Here is a 16,616-nt window from a genome sequence, read left to right as displayed (position 1 = left end):
AATGAATTCATAACCAAAAGTAGAGGTTAATCTACGGATTATAATGGCTCAACGGAATAATTGGTGAGAGCTTTCAGAATATCAGGATTTATAAATTCACCACATTTTTCCGAAAATTTCTCAGTCATAAGCCTGATCAGAATTTTTGTGCCTTTATCTGTCGTCCATATGCCGACTCTCTCTTCCCTTGTAAGAATCCCTGATTCTTCCATACCGGAGAGTGCCGGAAGCACATAGTAATGAGGCACGTGCAGTCTCTCTGCTACCTCCCTTGTGGTTGGTAATTTTAATTTTATCTCCTTATATTCTGTTTTTATTTGAATTGTTCTTTTATCTGCTATAATTTCTGCTGAGGCATTTAATATTACTTCACTGTTGATATCCGACATAAAAAAAGGGTTTTAGTGTTTCATGCTGCCGTGCTCTGAATCCTCCATAGGTTCCAGGTACACAATTTCAGCACCAATTTCCTTTGCCATCTGTTCGATTTCGGCTTTCCTGTAGTGGCTTGCAAGGAATTTTACTTTTGGATTGTCTTCGCCTACAAGTGCCATAATTCTGAATCTTGGCTGTTTGACGCCTTCACCAACTTTCTGTCTCTCGCGGACATAGATTTTCATTTTTTTACCTCCTTTATCAGCTGATATATCAGCTGGTTTACAGAACATTACTTATCTTTTGTAGTATATTAATATTTGTATCACATGAGTAAGAGAAAGGAGATTAAAAACAAACTCCAGGGTGAGACCCTGGTACGCAAGGGTCTGATGCATGAGAGATCCGGGGTTGAAACTATCAGGATTACACCTGAGCTCAATGTCATTAAAATCGGGGGGCATGGTACGATTGACTTTGGCAAAGAGGTAGTTATACCAATTGTTGAAGAACTCGGTGAACTCTCGCGTGAGCACCAGATGCTTGTTGTTACCGGAGGGGGAGTAAGGGTCAGGCATATCATGGACATTGGCATTGATCTTGGGATGCCCACCGGAATTTTAGCTGAGCTTTCCGGAACGATAAGCGAACAGAATGCTCTTATGCTCTCTGTTCTTATGGCAAAGTATAATGCAGTTAAAATAAGCAATGATGATCTTCTGGACATCCCAATGCTTTTAAGTCTTGGACAGGTTCCGGTTATGAGGGGAACGCCAATTTACAGTTTCTATGAAACCCCTTCCGCGGTTGGGCCGATTCCAAGCCACAGAACCGATACAGGTGCTTTCCTTGCTGCTGAGGTAATGGGAGCAAAGAACTGCATTCTTGTCAAGAATGTTGACGGGCTTTTTGATAAAAATCCACTTATGTACGATGATGCGGAGCTGATTGAAGACATCAGGGCAGAAGAAGTCCTTGAGATGAATCTTGAAGATCTCGTGCTTGAAGAGGCTGTAGTCGATATGCTCCGGTATTCCAAGAATCTCCATGAGGTAAAGATAATAAACGGTCATGTAAGGGGCAATATAACAAAAGTTCTGAACGGCGAGAAGGTTGGAACAGTAATCCGGCAGTGATCCTGAATTTCCGGAATCCAGATGGGTGGATTTGTCTCTCCTGAATTCCGGACTTATTTTTAGCTATAAAAATTTTTTAGGGATATGTGAATTTTTGAATGCGGTTCTCTCCATCATGCAGTTCTGATTTTATTCTGTCAATCGCATTCTGAACCGCCGCAAAACCTTCTACTCTGTGTTCTGCCGCGACAGCGATGTATGTGATGTCATCGCCGGCATTTATTCTGCCGGAATTGTGGTGAATGCGGGCACCTAGTATCCCTTTTCTGCTTTTAATATCCTCAGTCACACCTGAGATTATTCTTTTAAGTTTATCTGTATCGTTAAATTCAAGGAAGGGTGTTTTTTCTTCTCCGGTAATCTCCCTGACAATTCCGTTGAATGTAATTATGCAGCCTGTTTTCGGGAGTTCGGTATTTTCCTTTAAATCCCTGATAATTCCCTGCATAGTGAAGAAGTCATCAAATCTGTCAAGGGATTTTACAATCTCTGATACATCCGGATTTTTGAGTATACAGTTTTCCGCGTTGAGTTCTCCCAGGCAGACCTTTCTGAAACTGAACTTTTTAAAGCCCTCAATGACCGCATATTTTATTCCTGCATCAGAATAATGTCCGAGTATTTTATACAGGTCATTTTCACCAGAGTATGTTACTGATTTATTACTGTCTATTCCTGCAACAAACTTTGCTCCGTTCTCAAAATGCCCGGTCATATCCTTTCCGGGATTTAAGTCGTAGGTGTGGTGTCCGAGATGCTTTATGACGCCTGTCTTTCCGGGGTATTTATCCTCAAGAATTTTTACAAGTTTTTTTATCAGTACTGTTTTTCCTGAATTGGAATATCCCGCGATGTGAATTATTTTCATCTGTTCATTACTGTATGTCTGCCGGAATAAAAAATGAATTACCTGATTATTGTCATTACTGCTTTGTCTGCTGAAGAAACTGCTTGAAAATCCTGTATTTTCTGCTTATTTTCCTGGAATAATGGATATATGGTTATTTTTTTTATGAGCGCATGGTGTTTTTCAGTTTAACGCTTTTCATTGTCATAAAGAGTATTACTATATAGCATAAATAGTACCACTTACCCTCAAATCTCAATGATATAGATTTTATTAATTAAAATTTAGTTGATCTGGATTGTATTTTTTAAAAATTATATTGGTAATTATTAGGAATGCTTATATCCGGAGATATGTTAATGTACGATTGTCCCATGCGGGGACGTGCAGTAGTGAATATCATCAATTTCCGGCGGGTAACAATCCGTCGTTGTTCAGTGAAAGTAATGCATTGCACTTATAGGGTATAGGAGGAAAAATATGGCAAAATATTCCGACACAATTGATCTTTATTCAGACGATGGTAAACTTCTGAAGAGTGGCGTTGAGTTAAATAAGATAAGTCCGCTTGTAAATCCGGCAACTCTTAAGCTCATCGACCTGACAAAGAGAAGCATTGCAGTTAACCTCGGTGGTATCGAGGCAGCTCTTAAATCCGGTAAACTCGGAAAGGGCGGCAAGATTCTCGGACGTGAACTTGATCTGCCAATTATGGCAAACAAGGACGCAGTCATTGCAAAAATTAAGGAATACGTGGATGTTGAAGGCGAAGAGACAACAATCCGCGAATTCAAGGGCGGAAACCTGCTTCTTGTTGAAGTACCAAAGGCACGCCTGAATGCAGCATCCACATACGATGCATCAATCACAGCAGTTGCAGCAGCAACAACATACGCAATTGTCGATGAATTCGGCGTTGATATGTTCGATGCATCAGCTGTCAAGGCAGCAACATTCGGTGCATACCCACACACAATGGATATGGAAGGTGCACTTGTATCATCAGTTCTTGCAAACCCGCAGAACAATGAAGGTCTTGGTTTCTCACTCCGTAACATCGGTGTAAACCACTTCGTTATGATGACAGGAAGAAATGCAATGCAGGGTGCAGCACTTGCATCAACCCTTGAGACAGCAGGAGAGTTCGAGATGGGCGGTGCAATCGGTCCGTTCGAGCGCCACATGCTTCTCCAGTACGCATACCAGGGTCTTAACGCAAACAACCTTGTATATGACCTCGTAAAGGAGAATGGTCAGACAGGAACAGTAGGAACTGTTGTCCAGTCACTTGTCGAGAAGGCAATTGAGGACAAAGTCATCGTCCCGGGAAAGAAGGGCGGATACTTCCAGTTCTATGACACAAAGGATCCAATGCTGTGGAATGCATATGCAGCAGCAGGTACACTTGCAGCAACCATGGTCAACTGTGGTGCAGGACGTTTCGCACAGGCAGTTTCATCAACACTGCTCTACTTCAACGACCTGCTCGAGCACGAGACCGGTCTCCCATCAACCGATTTCGGTCGTGTAATGGGTACAGCTGTCGGTTTCTCATTCTTCAGCCACTCAATCTACGGTGGTGGAGGTCCAGGTATCTTCAACGGAAACCACGTTGTCACACGCCACGCAAACGGCTGTGCAATCCCATGTGTAGTTGCAGCATGTGCACTTGATGCAGGTACACAGATGTTCACCGCAGAGGGAACATCAGCAGTTATGGGCGAAACATACGGTCAGATCCCTGAGTTCAACAAACCAATGGATCAGATCGCAAACGGAGTCTGAATAGATCACATTTAGGTTTGGAATGACTGAAAGCCAGAAAGTATATCCACAATGCAGGGTAGTCCCTCTCCGCATGCTGTCGCCTGATACCACTGAAATCTTTCTTGATAAGGTGGTAAAGGTCAAAGGAATCAGAAGGATGACCATAAACGGTCCTTCTCTTCCAAAAACCGTTCCTTACGGTCCTGCACGCGGAAAACCCAATCCCAACACCAACCGGAGAACAATTCAGGTCGGCGACTCTGAGGTTGAACTCAGGGTGCAGGCAGGAATGTTTGTCTTTGAACTTGAGGATGAAGGTGTAACTGAGAATATCAGGGCTGTCTGTGATGAAGTATTCACAAAGTTCCCATATCAGCTTCAGGTCGGAAAATATATGAAAACATCTCCGACACTGTCTGATTACTGTAAATATGGTCCTGATGCTGACGAAAAGATGGTCGGACTTTCCGACCCGAGGAAAGACGGGCCGGTAATTATACAGGGTTTAAAATAAATGCCTATAGGTCGTGTTACCCAGATTGTTGACTGCCGCGAAAGTATGGGTATGGGCAAAGGTGGCGGCCTTGCCCAGAGAGGTACGATATCCGAGTGCCGCCATCCGGATGTAATAGTCGTTGGCATGTCTCCGGGAAGGCGACACGTAACAAAACCTGTCTGCGATATAACATCAGGCCTTAGAAGAGAGGGTGTTGAGTTTTCGGTCAGCACTCTTGTCTTAAACGCCGGAAGCGGCGTACCCCCGGATGCCCCGGCGATAGCCGGTTCGGTTCTGGGGGCATATTTCGGCCTGAATTCTAAGGAGATTGCACAGATTGAGCAGCATAAGGTCGCAATTCTTCATCACGGCAATGTGAGATCTCATGTCGTGGAGAAGGTTCGCTTTATTCTCGAGAGATGTGATACTGATGCAATTGTTGTATCTCAGGCGCCTGTAGATTATGAAGACCTCGCAAAAGCAGGTGTAAAAACCGCTTATGTGATGCCGTCACCTGAAATGGTGAAGACAAAAGGCAGGGTCGTCCGCATCGTCAGCGGAGTTACAAGGGGACAGACTCCCACAAGGGAGAAACTGGCAGAAGTTATTTCGGCTGTAATGAAATCAATGAAACAATAATTTAAAGGTGAAATTAATATGGCATATACACCACAGTATGGGCCAGGAACATCTATTGTCGCTGAAAACAGGCGCAAGCAGATGAACCCTGCAGTCCAGCTTGAGAAGGTTCGTGAGGTTACTGACGAAGATATTGTTCTTATCCTTGGTCACCGTGCACCAGGATCAGCATACCCGACAGCACACCCACCACTTGCAGAGCAGCAGGAACCAGACTGCCCAATCAGAAAGATTGTTGCACCAACAGAGGGTGCAAAGGCAGGAGACCGCGTACGTTACATTCAGTTTGCTGACTCAATGTTTAACGCACCATCACAGCCATACCAGCGCACATACTCAGAGTGCTACCGCTTCCGTGGCATTGACCCGGGTACACTCTCAGGACGTCAGATTGTAGAGTGCCGTGAGCGTGACCTTGAACAGTACTCAAAACTCCTCATGGAGACAGAGATGTTTGACCCGGCACTTGTAAGCTGCCGTGGTGCAACAGTTCACGGACACTCACTGCGTCTTGCAGAAGATGGTCTTATGTTTGATATGCTCCAGCGCTGTATCTTAAAAGATGGCTCTGTCAAGTACGTCAAAGACCAGATTGGAGAGCCACTCGACCGTGAAGTCGATGTCGGCAAGCCAATGGACGAGGAATGGCTTAAAGCACACTCAACAATCTTCCACTCACTTGTTGGTGTCGCATACCGTGATGATGCAGAATATGTTGAATATATTCAGCGTATCCATGCACTTAGAACAAAATACGGCTTTATGCCAAAGGAGGAGTGATTTAGATGGGTAAAATTGAGAGATCACAGAAACTTTTCCTTGATGCACTTAAACAGAAGTTCCAGGGAGAAGACGTAGAATCAGTAAAGACAACATTCTACAACTTTGACGGTGTCCGCCAGTCCCCACGTAAGCGTGAGTTCATGGAAGCAACAAAGGCTGTCGAAGCAAAGCGTGGAATGGCCATGTATGATCCAGAGCACTGCCACCTTGGTGGTCTGCCAATGGGTCAGAGACAGCTCATGACCTACGAAGTATCCGGTACAGGAACATTCGTAGAGGGTGATGATCTTCACTTCGTCAACAACGCTGCAATGCAGCAGTTCTGGGATAACATCCGCAGGACAGTTATTGTCGGAATGGACCTTGCACACGCAACACTCCAGAAGCGTCTCGGAAAGGAAGTTACTCCTGAGACAATCAACGAGTACCTCCACATCTTAAACCACGCAATGCCTGGTGCAGCAGTTGTTCAGGAACACATGGTTGAGACACACCCTGGTCTTGTCGATGACTGTTACGTAAAGGTATTCACCGGTGACGATGAGATGGCTGACGACATTGAGCCACAGTTCCTCATTAACGTTGAGAAGCTCTTCCCTGCTGAGCAGGCAGAAGTTCTCAAGGCAGAGGTCGGCAAGTCAATGTACCAGGCAATCCACATCCCGACAATTGTCTCAAGGACATGCGACGGTGGTACAACCTCCAGATGGTCAGCAATGCAGATCGGAATGTCATTCATCGCAGCATACAGAATGTGTGCAGGTGAAGCAGCAGTCGCAGATCTTTCATTCGCAGCAAAACACGCCGGTGTTGTTCAGATGGCATCCCACCTTCCTGCACGCCGTGCACGTGGTCCAAACGAGCCTGGTGGAATTAAGTTCGGTCTCTTCTCTGATATCATCCAGACAAACCGTACCCATCCAAACGACCCTGCAAAGGCATCCCTTGAGGTAGTCGGTGCAGGTACAATGCTCTTCGACCAGATCTGGCTCGGATCATACATGTCCGGCGGTGTCGGATTTACACAGTATGCAACAGCAGCATACACTGATAACATCCTCGATGAATTCACATACTATGGTATGGACTACATAAAGGACAAATACGGCGTAGACTACACCAACCCTGACCCCGCAAAGCTTGTCAAGCCAACACAGGAAGTTGTAAACGATATCGCATCCGAGGTTAACCTCAATGCAATGGAACAGTACGAACAGTTCCCAACCATGATGGAAGATCACTTCGGTGGTTCACAGCGTGCCGGTGTTATGGCAGCAGCATGTGGTCTGTCCACATCCATCGCAACCGGAAACTCAAACGCAGGTCTGAACGGATGGTACCTTTCAATGCTCATGCACAAGGAAGGATGGTCACGTCTCGGATTCTTCGGATACGATCTTCAGGACCAGTGCGGTTCAGCAAACTCACTCTCAATGGAACCAGACCGTGGTCTCATTGGAGAACTGCGTGGACCAAACTATCCAAACTATGCAATGAACGTCGGTCACCAGGGAGAGTATGCAGCTATTGTAGGTGCAGCTCACTACGGACGCAAAGATGCATTCTGTTTCAACCCGCTTGTTAAGATCTGTTTTGCAGATCCATCACTCGGTTTCGACTTCGCAGAGCCACGTAAGGAATTCGCAAAGGGAGCAATCCGCGAGTTCATGCCAGCCGGCGAGCGCTCACTGATCATACCTGCAAGGTAAGATCACCCCGAATATTTTTTTAATTTATTTTTATTCCGGTTATTTCCGGAATTAATTATATTGTTATTATTTCATGGAATTTTCAGATTATTTTATAATGCATAACCTTACTTTAGGAATAACCGGAATGAAATGGAGATTATTTCTAAGCGTGGATTCTGATCGCACTACATAATCTTTAAGCAAACTTTCCGGATAATTCCTGAAAGTTTTGTATAAGTCTATAATTTTCAATCTTTGCAAGGGTGTTCTATGCCTGTGTATTCCGGATTTTTAAATTGTCTTTCTCTTTGCGCTCTTTTATCTGTGTGGCTGGATATTATTCCGGTTTTAATTTACCTGAATTTAATCACATAATATTTTATCTCCCGGGACGGTTTTGGATTGTAAAAAAAGCGCAGATTTTTTTGTAAAATGGGGTTGTATGAGCATAAATTTCTGCTCAAATAACTTTGAATTAAAACAAAAAAGTCAGGTGTATTCTTTTATTTTCCTCAAATACTCATATTTTGCTTATTTTTTCCGGCAATTCTTTCGAAACCTTTAATTAAATACTAAACGACTTTAATTTGAATCCAAAAGGGTTTCGTGTATACGTGTATCTCTGGTGCATGTGGCACTCAGGAGGATGCCTGAATGGAAGAGTTACTGTTTGGTATCGGCATTAGTGCCGTTGCAGGCGCTCTGGCCACCGTTTCCGGTGCTGCGGAAGATACTGAGTCTGATATCGGTTCACAGGGTGACCCGAATTCACAGGTTCAGCTCGCTCCGCAGATGGGATATATTCACCGTATATATAGTAAAGCTATATCCGGTGAACCCCCAGCATACGGACTTTGGTGCGCTCTTGGAGCAGGCCTTGCTTGGGCTTTGATGGCGATAAATTATAATCCGGTACTTGCGATAGTCTTAGGATCAGCTATAGCTGTATTTGTACAGGGTGTGTATGCAACTACAGCATATCTGGGAAGGACTGCAAGTCTGGCAAAGTTTGAACAGCCGGTTTACATCGACCTTATTAAGTCGGTTACAACCGTGACTATGGCGCATGCATTCGTTGCTATCTTTACATGCGTATCAATGTGTTTCCTTATGGTAAACGCACTTGGACATCCGTTCCCGCTTCCATTGCTGGGACTTGTCTGGGGTATCGCTCTCGGTGCAGCAGGTTCTGCAACCGGAAATCCGTTCTACGGAAAAGAGCGCCAGTACCAGACACAGGCCTTTGGAGCAGGTGTACCTATCTCAGCATCCGGTAACATTGTCCGGTATGCAGAGGCAGGACAGCGCAGTTCGCTTGACAACGGCTGGTTTACATCTAAGATGGGCGGCCCGGCATCGGGTGTCTGTTTCGGACTTATTGTGTTCCTTGAACTGTGGCGTACAATCTTCTTTGAAGAATTCGCAGCAGGGTGGGGTGCAGTAATTGCCGGTATCGTGCTTATTCTGATCTTTATGATCATTGACAGATTTGTCGAGACATGGGCACGCAAGACCTATGGACCATACACTGAAGAGAAATCCGAGGAGGCCTCATCATGAGCGCACTTGGCGGAGGTTCCGGTGGTGGAGAGGGAATTAATCCTGTAGGAACAGTAGTCGGTATTGTACTTCTGCTTCTCTCAGTCGGAATAATTTTCATTGTATCACCAGGGATGGCACTGATGTCTCTTATCGGAGTTATTATCGGCGGTCTTCTCATCGGTTTTGGTGTCCACTTTGTTCCTGTCGGAGGAGCTCCGGCAGCTATGGGTCAGTCACCCGGTATTGCAACCGGTGTTACCATGCTTGCAGCCGGTGCAGGTCTTGCAGGCCTCTTTGGCGGAGCATGGGCGGCAGAGCTTGGTTTAGGCGTTGCTCTTGCCGGTGGTGCAATAGGCGGCGGTCTTATGATGGCTATCACATGTCTGATGGTCAATGTAGTCTACGTCTATGCAATGGGTATTCCAGCCGCATCCGGTAAGGTTGCAAAGGACCCAATCACAGGAGACACTTTTGAAGCATACAAGTCACAGGGAACTGAAGGACACGGTCTTCCGTTCATTTCATACGTCGGTGGTGTCATCGGCGGTGCTCTCGGTGGTCTTGGCGGAACACTCATCTATCTCGAACTTCTCGCAGTCTATGAGGAATTCCTTCCAACTGCGCTCAATGCGCCTGCTGAGCAGATTCTTCCGCTCGCAGTAAGTATGGCAGGAGTTTTTGCAATCGGTATGTTCCTTGTAAATGCTGTAATTGCAGCATACAATATTACAGGTACAATCGAAGGTCCTCATGACCCTAAGTTTAAGAGATTCCCGCGTGCAGTCATTGGATGCGCAGTTGCTTCAGCAGTCTGTGGTCTTCTGGCAATTCTGGTAGCAGTAATGTGAGGTATGAAGTATGTCAGTAGAAATTACAGCCAGTGAAGGTGGAATGCCGCACAACAAGGTCATGATGATCGGTCTTGTCGGTGCAGTAGTCTGTCTTTATCTTACATACCTGAATCAGATGGCCGGAACAGAGATGTTTTCATTCTTTGGCGGAATCGCAGCAGTACTTGCACTATGGTGGGGTACAGACACTATCAAGCACCTTTGCAGTTATGGTCTTGGTACTGGTGTCCCTTCAGCAGGTATGATTGCACTTGGTTCAGGTGTAATAGCAATGGTACTCAGTACAAAACTGAGCGCAATGGGATTTGTATCATCTCCGCTTATCATCCCTGTCGGATGTGTAATAGTTGCAGCAATTCTTGGTGCAGTTCTCGGATACATTGCAAATAATATTGTGAATATGAATATTCCTGTGATGGTTGTATCACTCGCCGAACTCTGTATTGTCGGTGCTATCACAGTTCTTGGCCTTTCAGCAATGGCTGGCGGAAGTTTTGTCTTTGCAGATCTTATCACAGGCTCAAAGGAATTCTTCGGTGTTGCAGTCCCTGACTATCAGGCATCTGTAATTGGCGGAGGAGTCATTGCAGTAATATTCATGCTCGGTGGTATTGCAGTTCAGCATGCATTCAATGCATGTCTCGGACCTAATGAATCACAGGACAGGACACTTATGCTTGCAGCGGAGTGTGGATTTTTAAGCATGATTGCTGTGTCAATTATGTCTTTTGCATTCATCTCAATGACGGCAGCAGTTGTTTCATTTATCGTTTCCGTAATCGGATGGGTTTATACATACAACCAGTATCTTGTCCTTTCAAAGCGTGATGCATTCATGTGGCTTGATGCACAGCCTATTCGTGAGAAGAAGGAGGCCTGAAAATGGGATACGTACAAGTTCTCCCTGAATATGGTCTTGTTGCGGACCCCATTATAGGTCTTGTGACTACCGCAGGCGCATCACTCGGACCGGTTATTGATGAGGTTGAGAGACTTGAGAAGATCACAGATGATGTGGTTAACATGCTCTCCGGAGAAGGTTCATTCCTTTCGTCTTTCCCGAACAGGGAAAAGTCCCTTATCTATGCCGGTGGTGTGACTGCAATGTGGTACGGTATAGCAGTTGGATTATTTATTGCAGGTGTGGTTGCACTTGCATTGCTCTGAGGTGAAAAAAAATGGCAGATAAAAGAGCTCCGGCATCCGGATGGCCAAAAATCCAGGGTGACTATCATGCAGGCAACGCAGAAAGCCCTGTAGCTGTAGTTACTGTTGGATCACACCTTGATGAGCAGGGTATCTGTGACGCAGGCGCTGCAATATGTGGTTCCTGTAAGACAGAGAACCTCGGTCTTGAGAAGATCGTTGCAAATGTGGTTGCAAACCCGAACATAAGGTTCATGGTTACCTGCGGTACTGAGGTTAAGGGTCACCTTTCCGGTCAGTGTCTCCACGCTCTTCATGCAAACGGTCTTGAAGGCGGAAAGATTGTCGGTGCAAAAGGTGCTATTCCTTTCATTGAAAACCTCACTGATGAGTCTATCCAGCGCTTCCGTGACCAGATTGAGATGGTTGACATCATGGAATCTGAAGACATGGGTGCAATCAAAGCCAAGATCGATGAGCTTACAGCCAGAGATCCGGGCGCATTTGATGGTGAACCTATTGTCCTTGAAGTCAAGGAAGATGATGGCGGTGCAGCCGGCGGAGAAGGTGGCGTAGAGACACCAATGACCGCAGAGCTTGCTCTCATTCATGCAAGACTCAAGACAATCCAGATGATGGTCACAGACATTGGATACCGCAACCGCTTTGCAGCGGGTGTCTATTCAGGTAAGGTTGAAGGACTCATGATCGGTCTGATCGTGTCATTTGCCCTGCTGGGCTTCCTTTTAATGGGGTGATATAAATGTCAGATGAAGAAAATTCAGGTCCGGCAACAATCAGAATGGCGGCAATTAAGGACATGATGGAAGATATTGAATTCAAGGCTCAGGTACTTGCCAGAACCAACAAACTCGAGTCAAGTATTATGACTTCCGGAGGAGTTGGTTTTGGTGTGGGTCTTATCATTTCACTTGTTCTTGTACTTGTACCGGTATTTCTGATGGGAGGCATTTAAGATGGCTGACAAGAAATCTCCTGCTTCAGGATGGCCAAAGATCCAGGGTGATTATCACGCTGGTGATGCGGAAAGTCCTGTTGTTGTGGTAACTGTCGGTTCACATCTTGATGAACAGGCCGTCTGTGATGCAGGTGCTGCAATGTGCGGTTCCTGTAAGACAGAGAACCTCGGTCTTGAAAAGATCGTTGCAAATGTAATTGCAAACCCTAATATCAGGTTTATTATCACCTGTGGAACTGAGGTTAAGGGTCACCTTTCCGGCCAGTGCCTTATTGCGCTTCACGCAAATGGTCTTGAAGGCGGAAAGATTGTCGGTGCAAAGGGAGCTATCCCGTTCATCGAGAACCTTACTGATGAAGGGGTCCAGCGTTTCCGTGAGCAGGTCGAGATAGTCGACATCATGGAATCTGAGGACATGGGTACAATCAAAGCAAAAATTGAAGAGCTGAAAGGAAGAGATCCTGGCGCATTCGACGGCGACCCGATAGTTATCGAGGTCAAAGAGGATGGTGCCGGCGGAGACGGTGCACTTGCTGCAACCGCAAATCCACAGTTCCTTGAAGTCGAATCACGCCTCAATGAGATTGAGAAGAGGCTTGAGTTCGCAGACGCGGAAATTGCACAGCGTGTAGGCCGTAAAGTCGGAAGGGATATCGGTATCCTCTACGGTCTTGTCGCAGGTTTGATTGTATTCATGATGTTGCTGGTATTACTCCCGAAACTTATGGCAATGATATAAGGAGGAGTGACAAAAATGTTCAAATTCGAGAAAGAGCAGACGGTACACGACTTTAATGGTACCAAGATCGGCGGGCAGCCCGGAGAATATCCGAGGGTGCTCGGCGCTTCCATCTTTTATAACAAGCACGAGACAGTTATTGATGATGAGAAGGGAATAATTGACAAGGATCGTGCAGAGGCTCTCTGGAACAGGTGTCTTGAACTCTCTGATATTACAGGAGTTCCACACTTTATCCAGATCATCTCTGAGACATCGGAAGCATTTGAGAGCTATTTCAGCTGGTTTGATTCAGTTGACAACAAGACCGCGTTCTTAATGGATTCTTCAAATCCTCCGGCACTTGCACATGCATGTGAGTATGTAACAGAAGTCGGTCTTGCAGACCGTGCAATCTACAACTCCATCAACGGTTCAATCGGCCCTGAGAATATCGAGGCTTTAAAGAACAGTGATGTCAATGCAGCTATTGTTCTTGCATTCAACCCTGGTGACCCAACCGTCAGGGGACGTGAGGCAGTACTTGCAGAGGGTGGCGTTGCAGGTCAGGAAAAATCCATGCTTCAGATTGCAGAAGAGTGCGGAATTACACGCCCTATTCTTGATACCGCAGCAACACCGCTCGGTATTGGTTCAGGCGGTTCATTCCGTGAGATTCTTGCATGCAAGGCAATCCATGGTCTCCCAACCGGCGGTGCATACCACAACATGACAGTGTCATGGACATGGCTTAAGCGCTGGAGAAAGAATGTTCTTGCTGAGCAGTATGTCGGCAAAGATCTTCTTATGGAACAGATGTCACACCACCACTTTGGCGGATTCGAGGGTATCAGGCAGACTGCATGGGCAGCACCTGACATTGGCTGTAACATTATGGCTGCAACCCTTGGTGCAGATCTTATCATGTACGGACCTATCGAGAACTGTGAAGGTGCATCCACTGCAATCGCATTCTCAGATATCGTACTTGCTGAGGCAGCCAAGGAGTTTGGCCTTGAGCCACAGGTGGATACACATCCACTCTTCCATCTGGTATAAAACCCTAAAAAATATTTTTTTAGTTTTTGAAAATCAGATAATTAATTATCTGAATTCCAAAAAATTTGTATCCGGAATTTTGATGAGCCGGGTGCAGCTGTTTTTTCTGATTGCTAATATTGTGCATCTGCTTAATTTTATTTGATCATTTCCCGACAGTAATGTGTATCTTTTAATTGTCTCCGGGGCTATTATCTCATCTGAAGGAAGAAAATTCCGAAATCTGGTGGGAGGTCTTCATCACATATGAAGGGAAAGATGCGTGGAATCCGGAGTAATAACTTATCTGAATCAAAGGAAAAAGAAGAGATTGGAGTATTCCGGAGAAGAAGTTCTTTCAGGAAAAAGCTGATTCTTGCGGACAGAAAATTTTCATGGCTTTTATTTGTAATGACATTTCTTGCGTTTGTCACCGGATATCTGCTCACAAGAACCGAAAGTCAGCCTGTTCCAACAGTTGTTCATGTGATTCTCTCAGTTTTATTTGCAGTACTGCTTCTGTATCATGTTTATGTATATACTTTCCTTGTAAAATATAACTGGAAAAAGGGCTTTAATTCTCTTTTAGTGCGAAAAATATCAGGGATTTCTTTTATTATCCTGGTATTGAGAGTGTCGGGTATAATTATTTTAATCTCAGGTTTATTTGTATTTATAAGCGGATTTGACTATTATTTTGTTTTGAAGGAACCATTCAGCCTTTCAAATCATGTTATTGCTGACAATATTTTTTATATAGCATTTTCCGTTCATATGGCTGCGGGCCTAAAACTGTTACTGCACAGAAAGAAAAAATCCTCCTTTGTTCAGAACCTCTCTTCATTTCTGTTCCTGGCGGCTCTTCTTCTTGCAGCGTTTGCGTTTGAATCCGGTTTTGTGTATAATCTGACTGAAGAGCCGGGTAATTCTGTTCAGATCGACGGGGTTGTTTACAGTGTCGATTCTCTCTTAATGTCACAGTCAAGGCCTGACATCTTTCAGGAGGGTAAGTATTCCATGTTTGATGCTCTTGTAATGGTTTCTGACAAGAAAGGGCTTGATCTGAAGTATCATTATGACCCGGAGATGGAGACAAATGTAATAGATTCTCTTAAAGGGAGCAGGAACTGGTGGTATGAGGGATATTATGACGGCGGTTATACATCTGTCCCTTTTGGAGAGATAAATTACCAGAGAATGGATGAGTACCCGTGGAAGGAGGGTGCAATTCTTAGAATGGTGAGGGTAAGTCCGGATGAACTGGAGGAGAGATATGAGGTTTTCAGAACCGAAATTATGCGAAAGGATGAGAACGGGGGCAGGGTTATCATTCCGCGGGTTATCATTGAGGGAAGGACGAATATCTATAATTATGGTTCAGTTGAGGTTTATGCCCATAATCTCAGGAATGACACCTTCAGGGACGGTGTTGTGACAGCGATTGATGCTGTTATGACACTTGGTGATCTGGGATATCTCAGTTATACGCTGAAATGGTATGACAGCATAGGAACGGCGGAGGTTGTAAGGAGCTACTTTGTCGAGAGCATTGACAGAGATTCCGGGTATAACAGGTGCGGGTTTGTGTACGAATGCGGTGAACCCGGATATGAGTTCTTTAAAGGGAATCATATCCATATTCCGTCTGACTGGAGGGTACTTAAGTCTCCCGAATACCTGAAGTATTTCTGGATCTGCATATAATCCCGGGGCTGAATTCGCTTTTTTATCTGATTATATGGGGTATTGTATCCTCTTTGTCCTCCGGATTTCTGCTGAATACAACAACGGATGAATTTCTGTCACCGATGTTTGTTATACTGTGGGCAACAAACGGCTCTATGTGGATTAATCTGCATTCTCCGGATTTATCATCAGCATCCAGAATAATGTCAGCTCTCATCTTTTCTCTCTCCTCTTTAATTTTATCCCCAATCTTATTTTCTTCCGTAATTTTACCGGTACTTACTTTTCTTACAGTTTCTTCTTCTACTTCTTCTCTTTCTTTGTCAATCCATTCGAGAGAGAGAATAATCTTTCCGGAGGTGATGGCAATCCATTCCTCCTTTTTTCTGTGGTAATGGTTGGCCCTCGACCTTCCCGGACTGACTGAAACAATATATGTATGAATGCCGGTGAAAGGTTCGTCATCATATATATCTGAGACAAGTTCACAGAGCCACCCGTCTTCCCTCGCGTGTTTTTGCCTCCTTAGGCATATGCCGTCTGTTAAAAAATCGTCTGTCAAGAGACCATCCTGTATACTTTATGCTGCTTATTATTCTTTAATTCCATGAATTTCATTATTATTGGGTTATTTTTTAGTATTTAAAAGAATATCTGCGTATTTCTGAATGTTGCAGTTAATCCCTCCGGATGTGTTTTTCCTGCCAAAATTCCGGATTAAAAAAGAATTGTTTATATAGATCCGGATACAGATATTATAGAGCACCACGGTGTTAAAGCAGGGCTCGTGGTCTAGCTGGTTTATGACGTCGCCTTGACACGGCGGAGGTCTTGAGTTCGAATCTCAACGAGCCCACTAACATTTCTGTTTTTGATTTTTCTTTCAGTTCTAAAATTGTACATCCCCTGATCTCTTTTATCT

19 protein-coding genes and 1 tRNA gene are annotated in these 16,616 nt (G+C 44.9%); 16 read left to right on the top strand and 4 right to left on the bottom strand.

Going from position 1 to position 16,616, the window contains the following annotated elements; all coding sequences use genetic code 11:
• Nucleotides 1-38 precede the first annotated feature (38 nt).
• Together METLIM_RS14375 and METLIM_RS14370 are read right to left on the bottom strand one after the other, a co-directional pair.
• Nucleotides 39-389, bottom strand: coding sequence for a hypothetical protein (locus METLIM_RS14375; protein WP_004079643.1), 351 nt, complete (start codon nucleotides 387-389; stop codon nucleotides 39-41).
• A 12-nt stretch (nucleotides 390-401) separates the two neighbouring features.
• Complete coding sequence (locus METLIM_RS14370; RefSeq protein ID WP_004079642.1) at nucleotides 402-620, bottom strand: hypothetical protein; 219 nt, start codon at nucleotides 618-620, stop codon at nucleotides 402-404.
• 84 nt (nucleotides 621-704) lie between these two features.
• Here METLIM_RS14370 and METLIM_RS14365 point away from each other — a divergent pair, with 84 nt between their 5' ends.
• Nucleotides 705-1,511 carry an amino acid kinase family protein gene (locus tag METLIM_RS14365; RefSeq protein ID WP_004079641.1) on the top strand — a complete coding sequence of 269 codons (807 nt, stop codon included), beginning with the start codon at nucleotides 705-707 and terminating at the stop codon, nucleotides 1,509-1,511.
• A 76-nt stretch (nucleotides 1,512-1,587) separates the two neighbouring features.
• On the opposite strand, the gene mobB is transcribed toward METLIM_RS14365, so the two are convergent.
• The gene (gene mobB / locus METLIM_RS14360; protein ID WP_004079640.1) at nucleotides 1,588-2,379 is read right to left on the bottom strand and encodes a molybdopterin-guanine dinucleotide biosynthesis protein B; all 792 of its coding nucleotides are present in this window, start codon (nucleotides 2,377-2,379) and stop codon (nucleotides 1,588-1,590) included.
• Between the two features lie 459 nt (nucleotides 2,380-2,838).
• On the opposite strand from mobB, the gene mcrB reads away from it, so the two are divergent.
• From mcrB to METLIM_RS14290, 14 genes are all read left to right on the top strand, one after another.
• Entirely contained in the window at nucleotides 2,839-4,143 is a 1,305-nt protein-coding gene (mcrB, locus tag METLIM_RS14355) for a coenzyme-B sulfoethylthiotransferase subunit beta (protein ID WP_004079639.1), read from the top strand.
• Nucleotides 4,144-4,165: 22 nt separating this feature from the next.
• Nucleotides 4,166-4,639, top strand: coding sequence for a methyl-coenzyme M reductase operon protein D (mcrD, locus tag METLIM_RS14350; RefSeq protein ID WP_004079638.1), 474 nt, complete (start codon nucleotides 4,166-4,168; stop codon nucleotides 4,637-4,639).
• Nucleotides 4,640-5,260, top strand: coding sequence for a methyl-coenzyme M reductase I operon protein C (gene mcrC, locus METLIM_RS14345; protein ID WP_004079637.1), 621 nt, complete (start codon nucleotides 4,640-4,642; stop codon nucleotides 5,258-5,260).
• Between the two features lie 18 nt (nucleotides 5,261-5,278).
• Nucleotides 5,279-6,040, top strand: coding sequence for a coenzyme-B sulfoethylthiotransferase subunit gamma (gene mcrG / locus METLIM_RS14340; protein ID WP_004079636.1), 762 nt, complete (start codon nucleotides 5,279-5,281; stop codon nucleotides 6,038-6,040).
• A 5-nt stretch (nucleotides 6,041-6,045) separates the two neighbouring features.
• Nucleotides 6,046-7,752: a coenzyme-B sulfoethylthiotransferase subunit alpha gene (mcrA, locus tag METLIM_RS14335; RefSeq protein WP_004079635.1), complete on the top strand. Its 1,707-nt coding sequence runs from the start codon at nucleotides 6,046-6,048 to the stop codon at nucleotides 7,750-7,752.
• A 636-nt stretch (nucleotides 7,753-8,388) separates the two neighbouring features.
• Nucleotides 8,389-9,294, top strand: coding sequence for a tetrahydromethanopterin S-methyltransferase subunit E (gene mtrE, locus METLIM_RS14330; RefSeq protein WP_004079634.1), 906 nt, complete (start codon nucleotides 8,389-8,391; stop codon nucleotides 9,292-9,294).
• Complete coding sequence (gene mtrD, locus METLIM_RS14325) at nucleotides 9,291-10,124, top strand: tetrahydromethanopterin S-methyltransferase subunit D (RefSeq protein ID WP_004079633.1); 834 nt, start codon at nucleotides 9,291-9,293, stop codon at nucleotides 10,122-10,124. Before mtrE ends, mtrD begins: the two co-directional genes overlap by 4 nt.
• Nucleotides 10,125-10,134: 10 nt before the next feature.
• Complete coding sequence (gene mtrC / locus METLIM_RS14320) at nucleotides 10,135-11,007, top strand: tetrahydromethanopterin S-methyltransferase subunit MtrC (protein WP_004079632.1); 873 nt, start codon at nucleotides 10,135-10,137, stop codon at nucleotides 11,005-11,007.
• A gap of 2 nt (nucleotides 11,008-11,009) precedes the next feature.
• Complete coding sequence (gene mtrB / locus METLIM_RS14315; RefSeq protein ID WP_004079631.1) at nucleotides 11,010-11,294, top strand: tetrahydromethanopterin S-methyltransferase subunit MtrB; 285 nt, start codon at nucleotides 11,010-11,012, stop codon at nucleotides 11,292-11,294.
• 11 nt (nucleotides 11,295-11,305) lie between these two features.
• A complete protein-coding gene (gene mtrA, locus METLIM_RS14310; RefSeq protein WP_004079630.1) occupies nucleotides 11,306-12,031 on the top strand; it encodes a tetrahydromethanopterin S-methyltransferase subunit A in 726 nt (241 codons plus the stop codon).
• Between the two features lie 5 nt (nucleotides 12,032-12,036).
• Nucleotides 12,037-12,249 (top strand): tetrahydromethanopterin S-methyltransferase subunit F, encoded by a 213-nt coding sequence (locus tag METLIM_RS14305; protein WP_004079629.1) that lies wholly within the window; start codon nucleotides 12,037-12,039, stop codon nucleotides 12,247-12,249.
• 1 nt (nucleotide 12,250) lies between these two features.
• Nucleotides 12,251-12,991, top strand: a complete 741-nt coding sequence (mtrA, locus tag METLIM_RS14300) for a tetrahydromethanopterin S-methyltransferase subunit A (RefSeq protein WP_004079628.1) — start codon at nucleotides 12,251-12,253, stop codon at nucleotides 12,989-12,991.
• 15 nt (nucleotides 12,992-13,006) lie between these two features.
• Nucleotides 13,007-14,029, top strand: a complete 1,023-nt coding sequence (gene mtrH / locus METLIM_RS14295; RefSeq protein WP_004079627.1) for a tetrahydromethanopterin S-methyltransferase subunit H — start codon at nucleotides 13,007-13,009, stop codon at nucleotides 14,027-14,029.
• A 246-nt stretch (nucleotides 14,030-14,275) separates the two neighbouring features.
• Nucleotides 14,276-15,712, top strand: a complete 1,437-nt coding sequence (locus METLIM_RS14290; RefSeq protein WP_004079626.1) for a cytochrome b/b6 domain-containing protein — start codon at nucleotides 14,276-14,278, stop codon at nucleotides 15,710-15,712.
• 22 nt (nucleotides 15,713-15,734) lie between these two features.
• Here METLIM_RS14290 and METLIM_RS14285 read toward each other — a convergent pair whose 3' ends face one another.
• Nucleotides 15,735-16,256 (bottom strand): cupin domain-containing protein, encoded by a 522-nt coding sequence (locus METLIM_RS14285; RefSeq protein ID WP_004079625.1) that lies wholly within the window; start codon nucleotides 16,254-16,256, stop codon nucleotides 15,735-15,737.
• Between the two features lie 219 nt (nucleotides 16,257-16,475).
• Between METLIM_RS14285 and METLIM_RS14280 the strand changes: the two genes are divergently transcribed.
• Nucleotides 16,476-16,550: transfer RNA gene (locus tag METLIM_RS14280), tRNA-Val, on the top strand.
• Nucleotides 16,551-16,616 lie beyond the last annotated feature (66 nt).

Origin of the sequence: Methanoplanus limicola DSM 2279 (genome assembly GCF_000243255.1) — an archaeon.
In the GTDB taxonomy this organism is placed as follows: domain Archaea; phylum Halobacteriota; class Methanomicrobia; order Methanomicrobiales; family Methanomicrobiaceae; genus Methanoplanus; species Methanoplanus limicola.
The sequence above is the reverse complement of the archived record's forward strand: the minus strand, read 5'-3'. Positions and strand labels throughout refer to the sequence as shown.

Coding starts and splice junctions, on each gene's coding strand:
- METLIM_RS14375 (WP_004079643.1), bottom strand. CDS start 389: ATGTCGGATATCAACAGTGAAGTAATATTAAATGCCTCAGCAGAAATT.
- METLIM_RS14370 (WP_004079642.1), bottom strand. CDS start 620: ATGAAAATCTATGTCCGCGAGAGACAGAAAGTTGGTGAAGGCGTCAAA.
- METLIM_RS14365 (WP_004079641.1), top strand. CDS start 705: ATGAGTAAGAGAAAGGAGATTAAAAACAAACTCCAGGGTGAGACCCTG.
- mobB (WP_004079640.1), bottom strand. CDS start 2,379: ATGAAAATAATTCACATCGCGGGATATTCCAATTCAGGAAAAACAGTA.
- mcrB (WP_004079639.1), top strand. CDS start 2,839: ATGGCAAAATATTCCGACACAATTGATCTTTATTCAGACGATGGTAAA.
- mcrD (WP_004079638.1), top strand. CDS start 4,166: ATGACTGAAAGCCAGAAAGTATATCCACAATGCAGGGTAGTCCCTCTC.
- mcrC (WP_004079637.1), top strand. CDS start 4,640: ATGCCTATAGGTCGTGTTACCCAGATTGTTGACTGCCGCGAAAGTATG.
- mcrG (WP_004079636.1), top strand. CDS start 5,279: ATGGCATATACACCACAGTATGGGCCAGGAACATCTATTGTCGCTGAA.
- mcrA (WP_004079635.1), top strand. CDS start 6,046: ATGGGTAAAATTGAGAGATCACAGAAACTTTTCCTTGATGCACTTAAA.
- mtrE (WP_004079634.1), top strand. CDS start 8,389: ATGGAAGAGTTACTGTTTGGTATCGGCATTAGTGCCGTTGCAGGCGCT.
- mtrD (WP_004079633.1), top strand. CDS start 9,291: ATGAGCGCACTTGGCGGAGGTTCCGGTGGTGGAGAGGGAATTAATCCT.
- mtrC (WP_004079632.1), top strand. CDS start 10,135: ATGTCAGTAGAAATTACAGCCAGTGAAGGTGGAATGCCGCACAACAAG.
- mtrB (WP_004079631.1), top strand. CDS start 11,010: ATGGGATACGTACAAGTTCTCCCTGAATATGGTCTTGTTGCGGACCCC.
- mtrA (WP_004079630.1), top strand. CDS start 11,306: ATGGCAGATAAAAGAGCTCCGGCATCCGGATGGCCAAAAATCCAGGGT.
- METLIM_RS14305 (WP_004079629.1), top strand. CDS start 12,037: ATGTCAGATGAAGAAAATTCAGGTCCGGCAACAATCAGAATGGCGGCA.
- mtrA (WP_004079628.1), top strand. CDS start 12,251: ATGGCTGACAAGAAATCTCCTGCTTCAGGATGGCCAAAGATCCAGGGT.
- mtrH (WP_004079627.1), top strand. CDS start 13,007: ATGTTCAAATTCGAGAAAGAGCAGACGGTACACGACTTTAATGGTACC.
- METLIM_RS14290 (WP_004079626.1), top strand. CDS start 14,276: ATGAAGGGAAAGATGCGTGGAATCCGGAGTAATAACTTATCTGAATCA.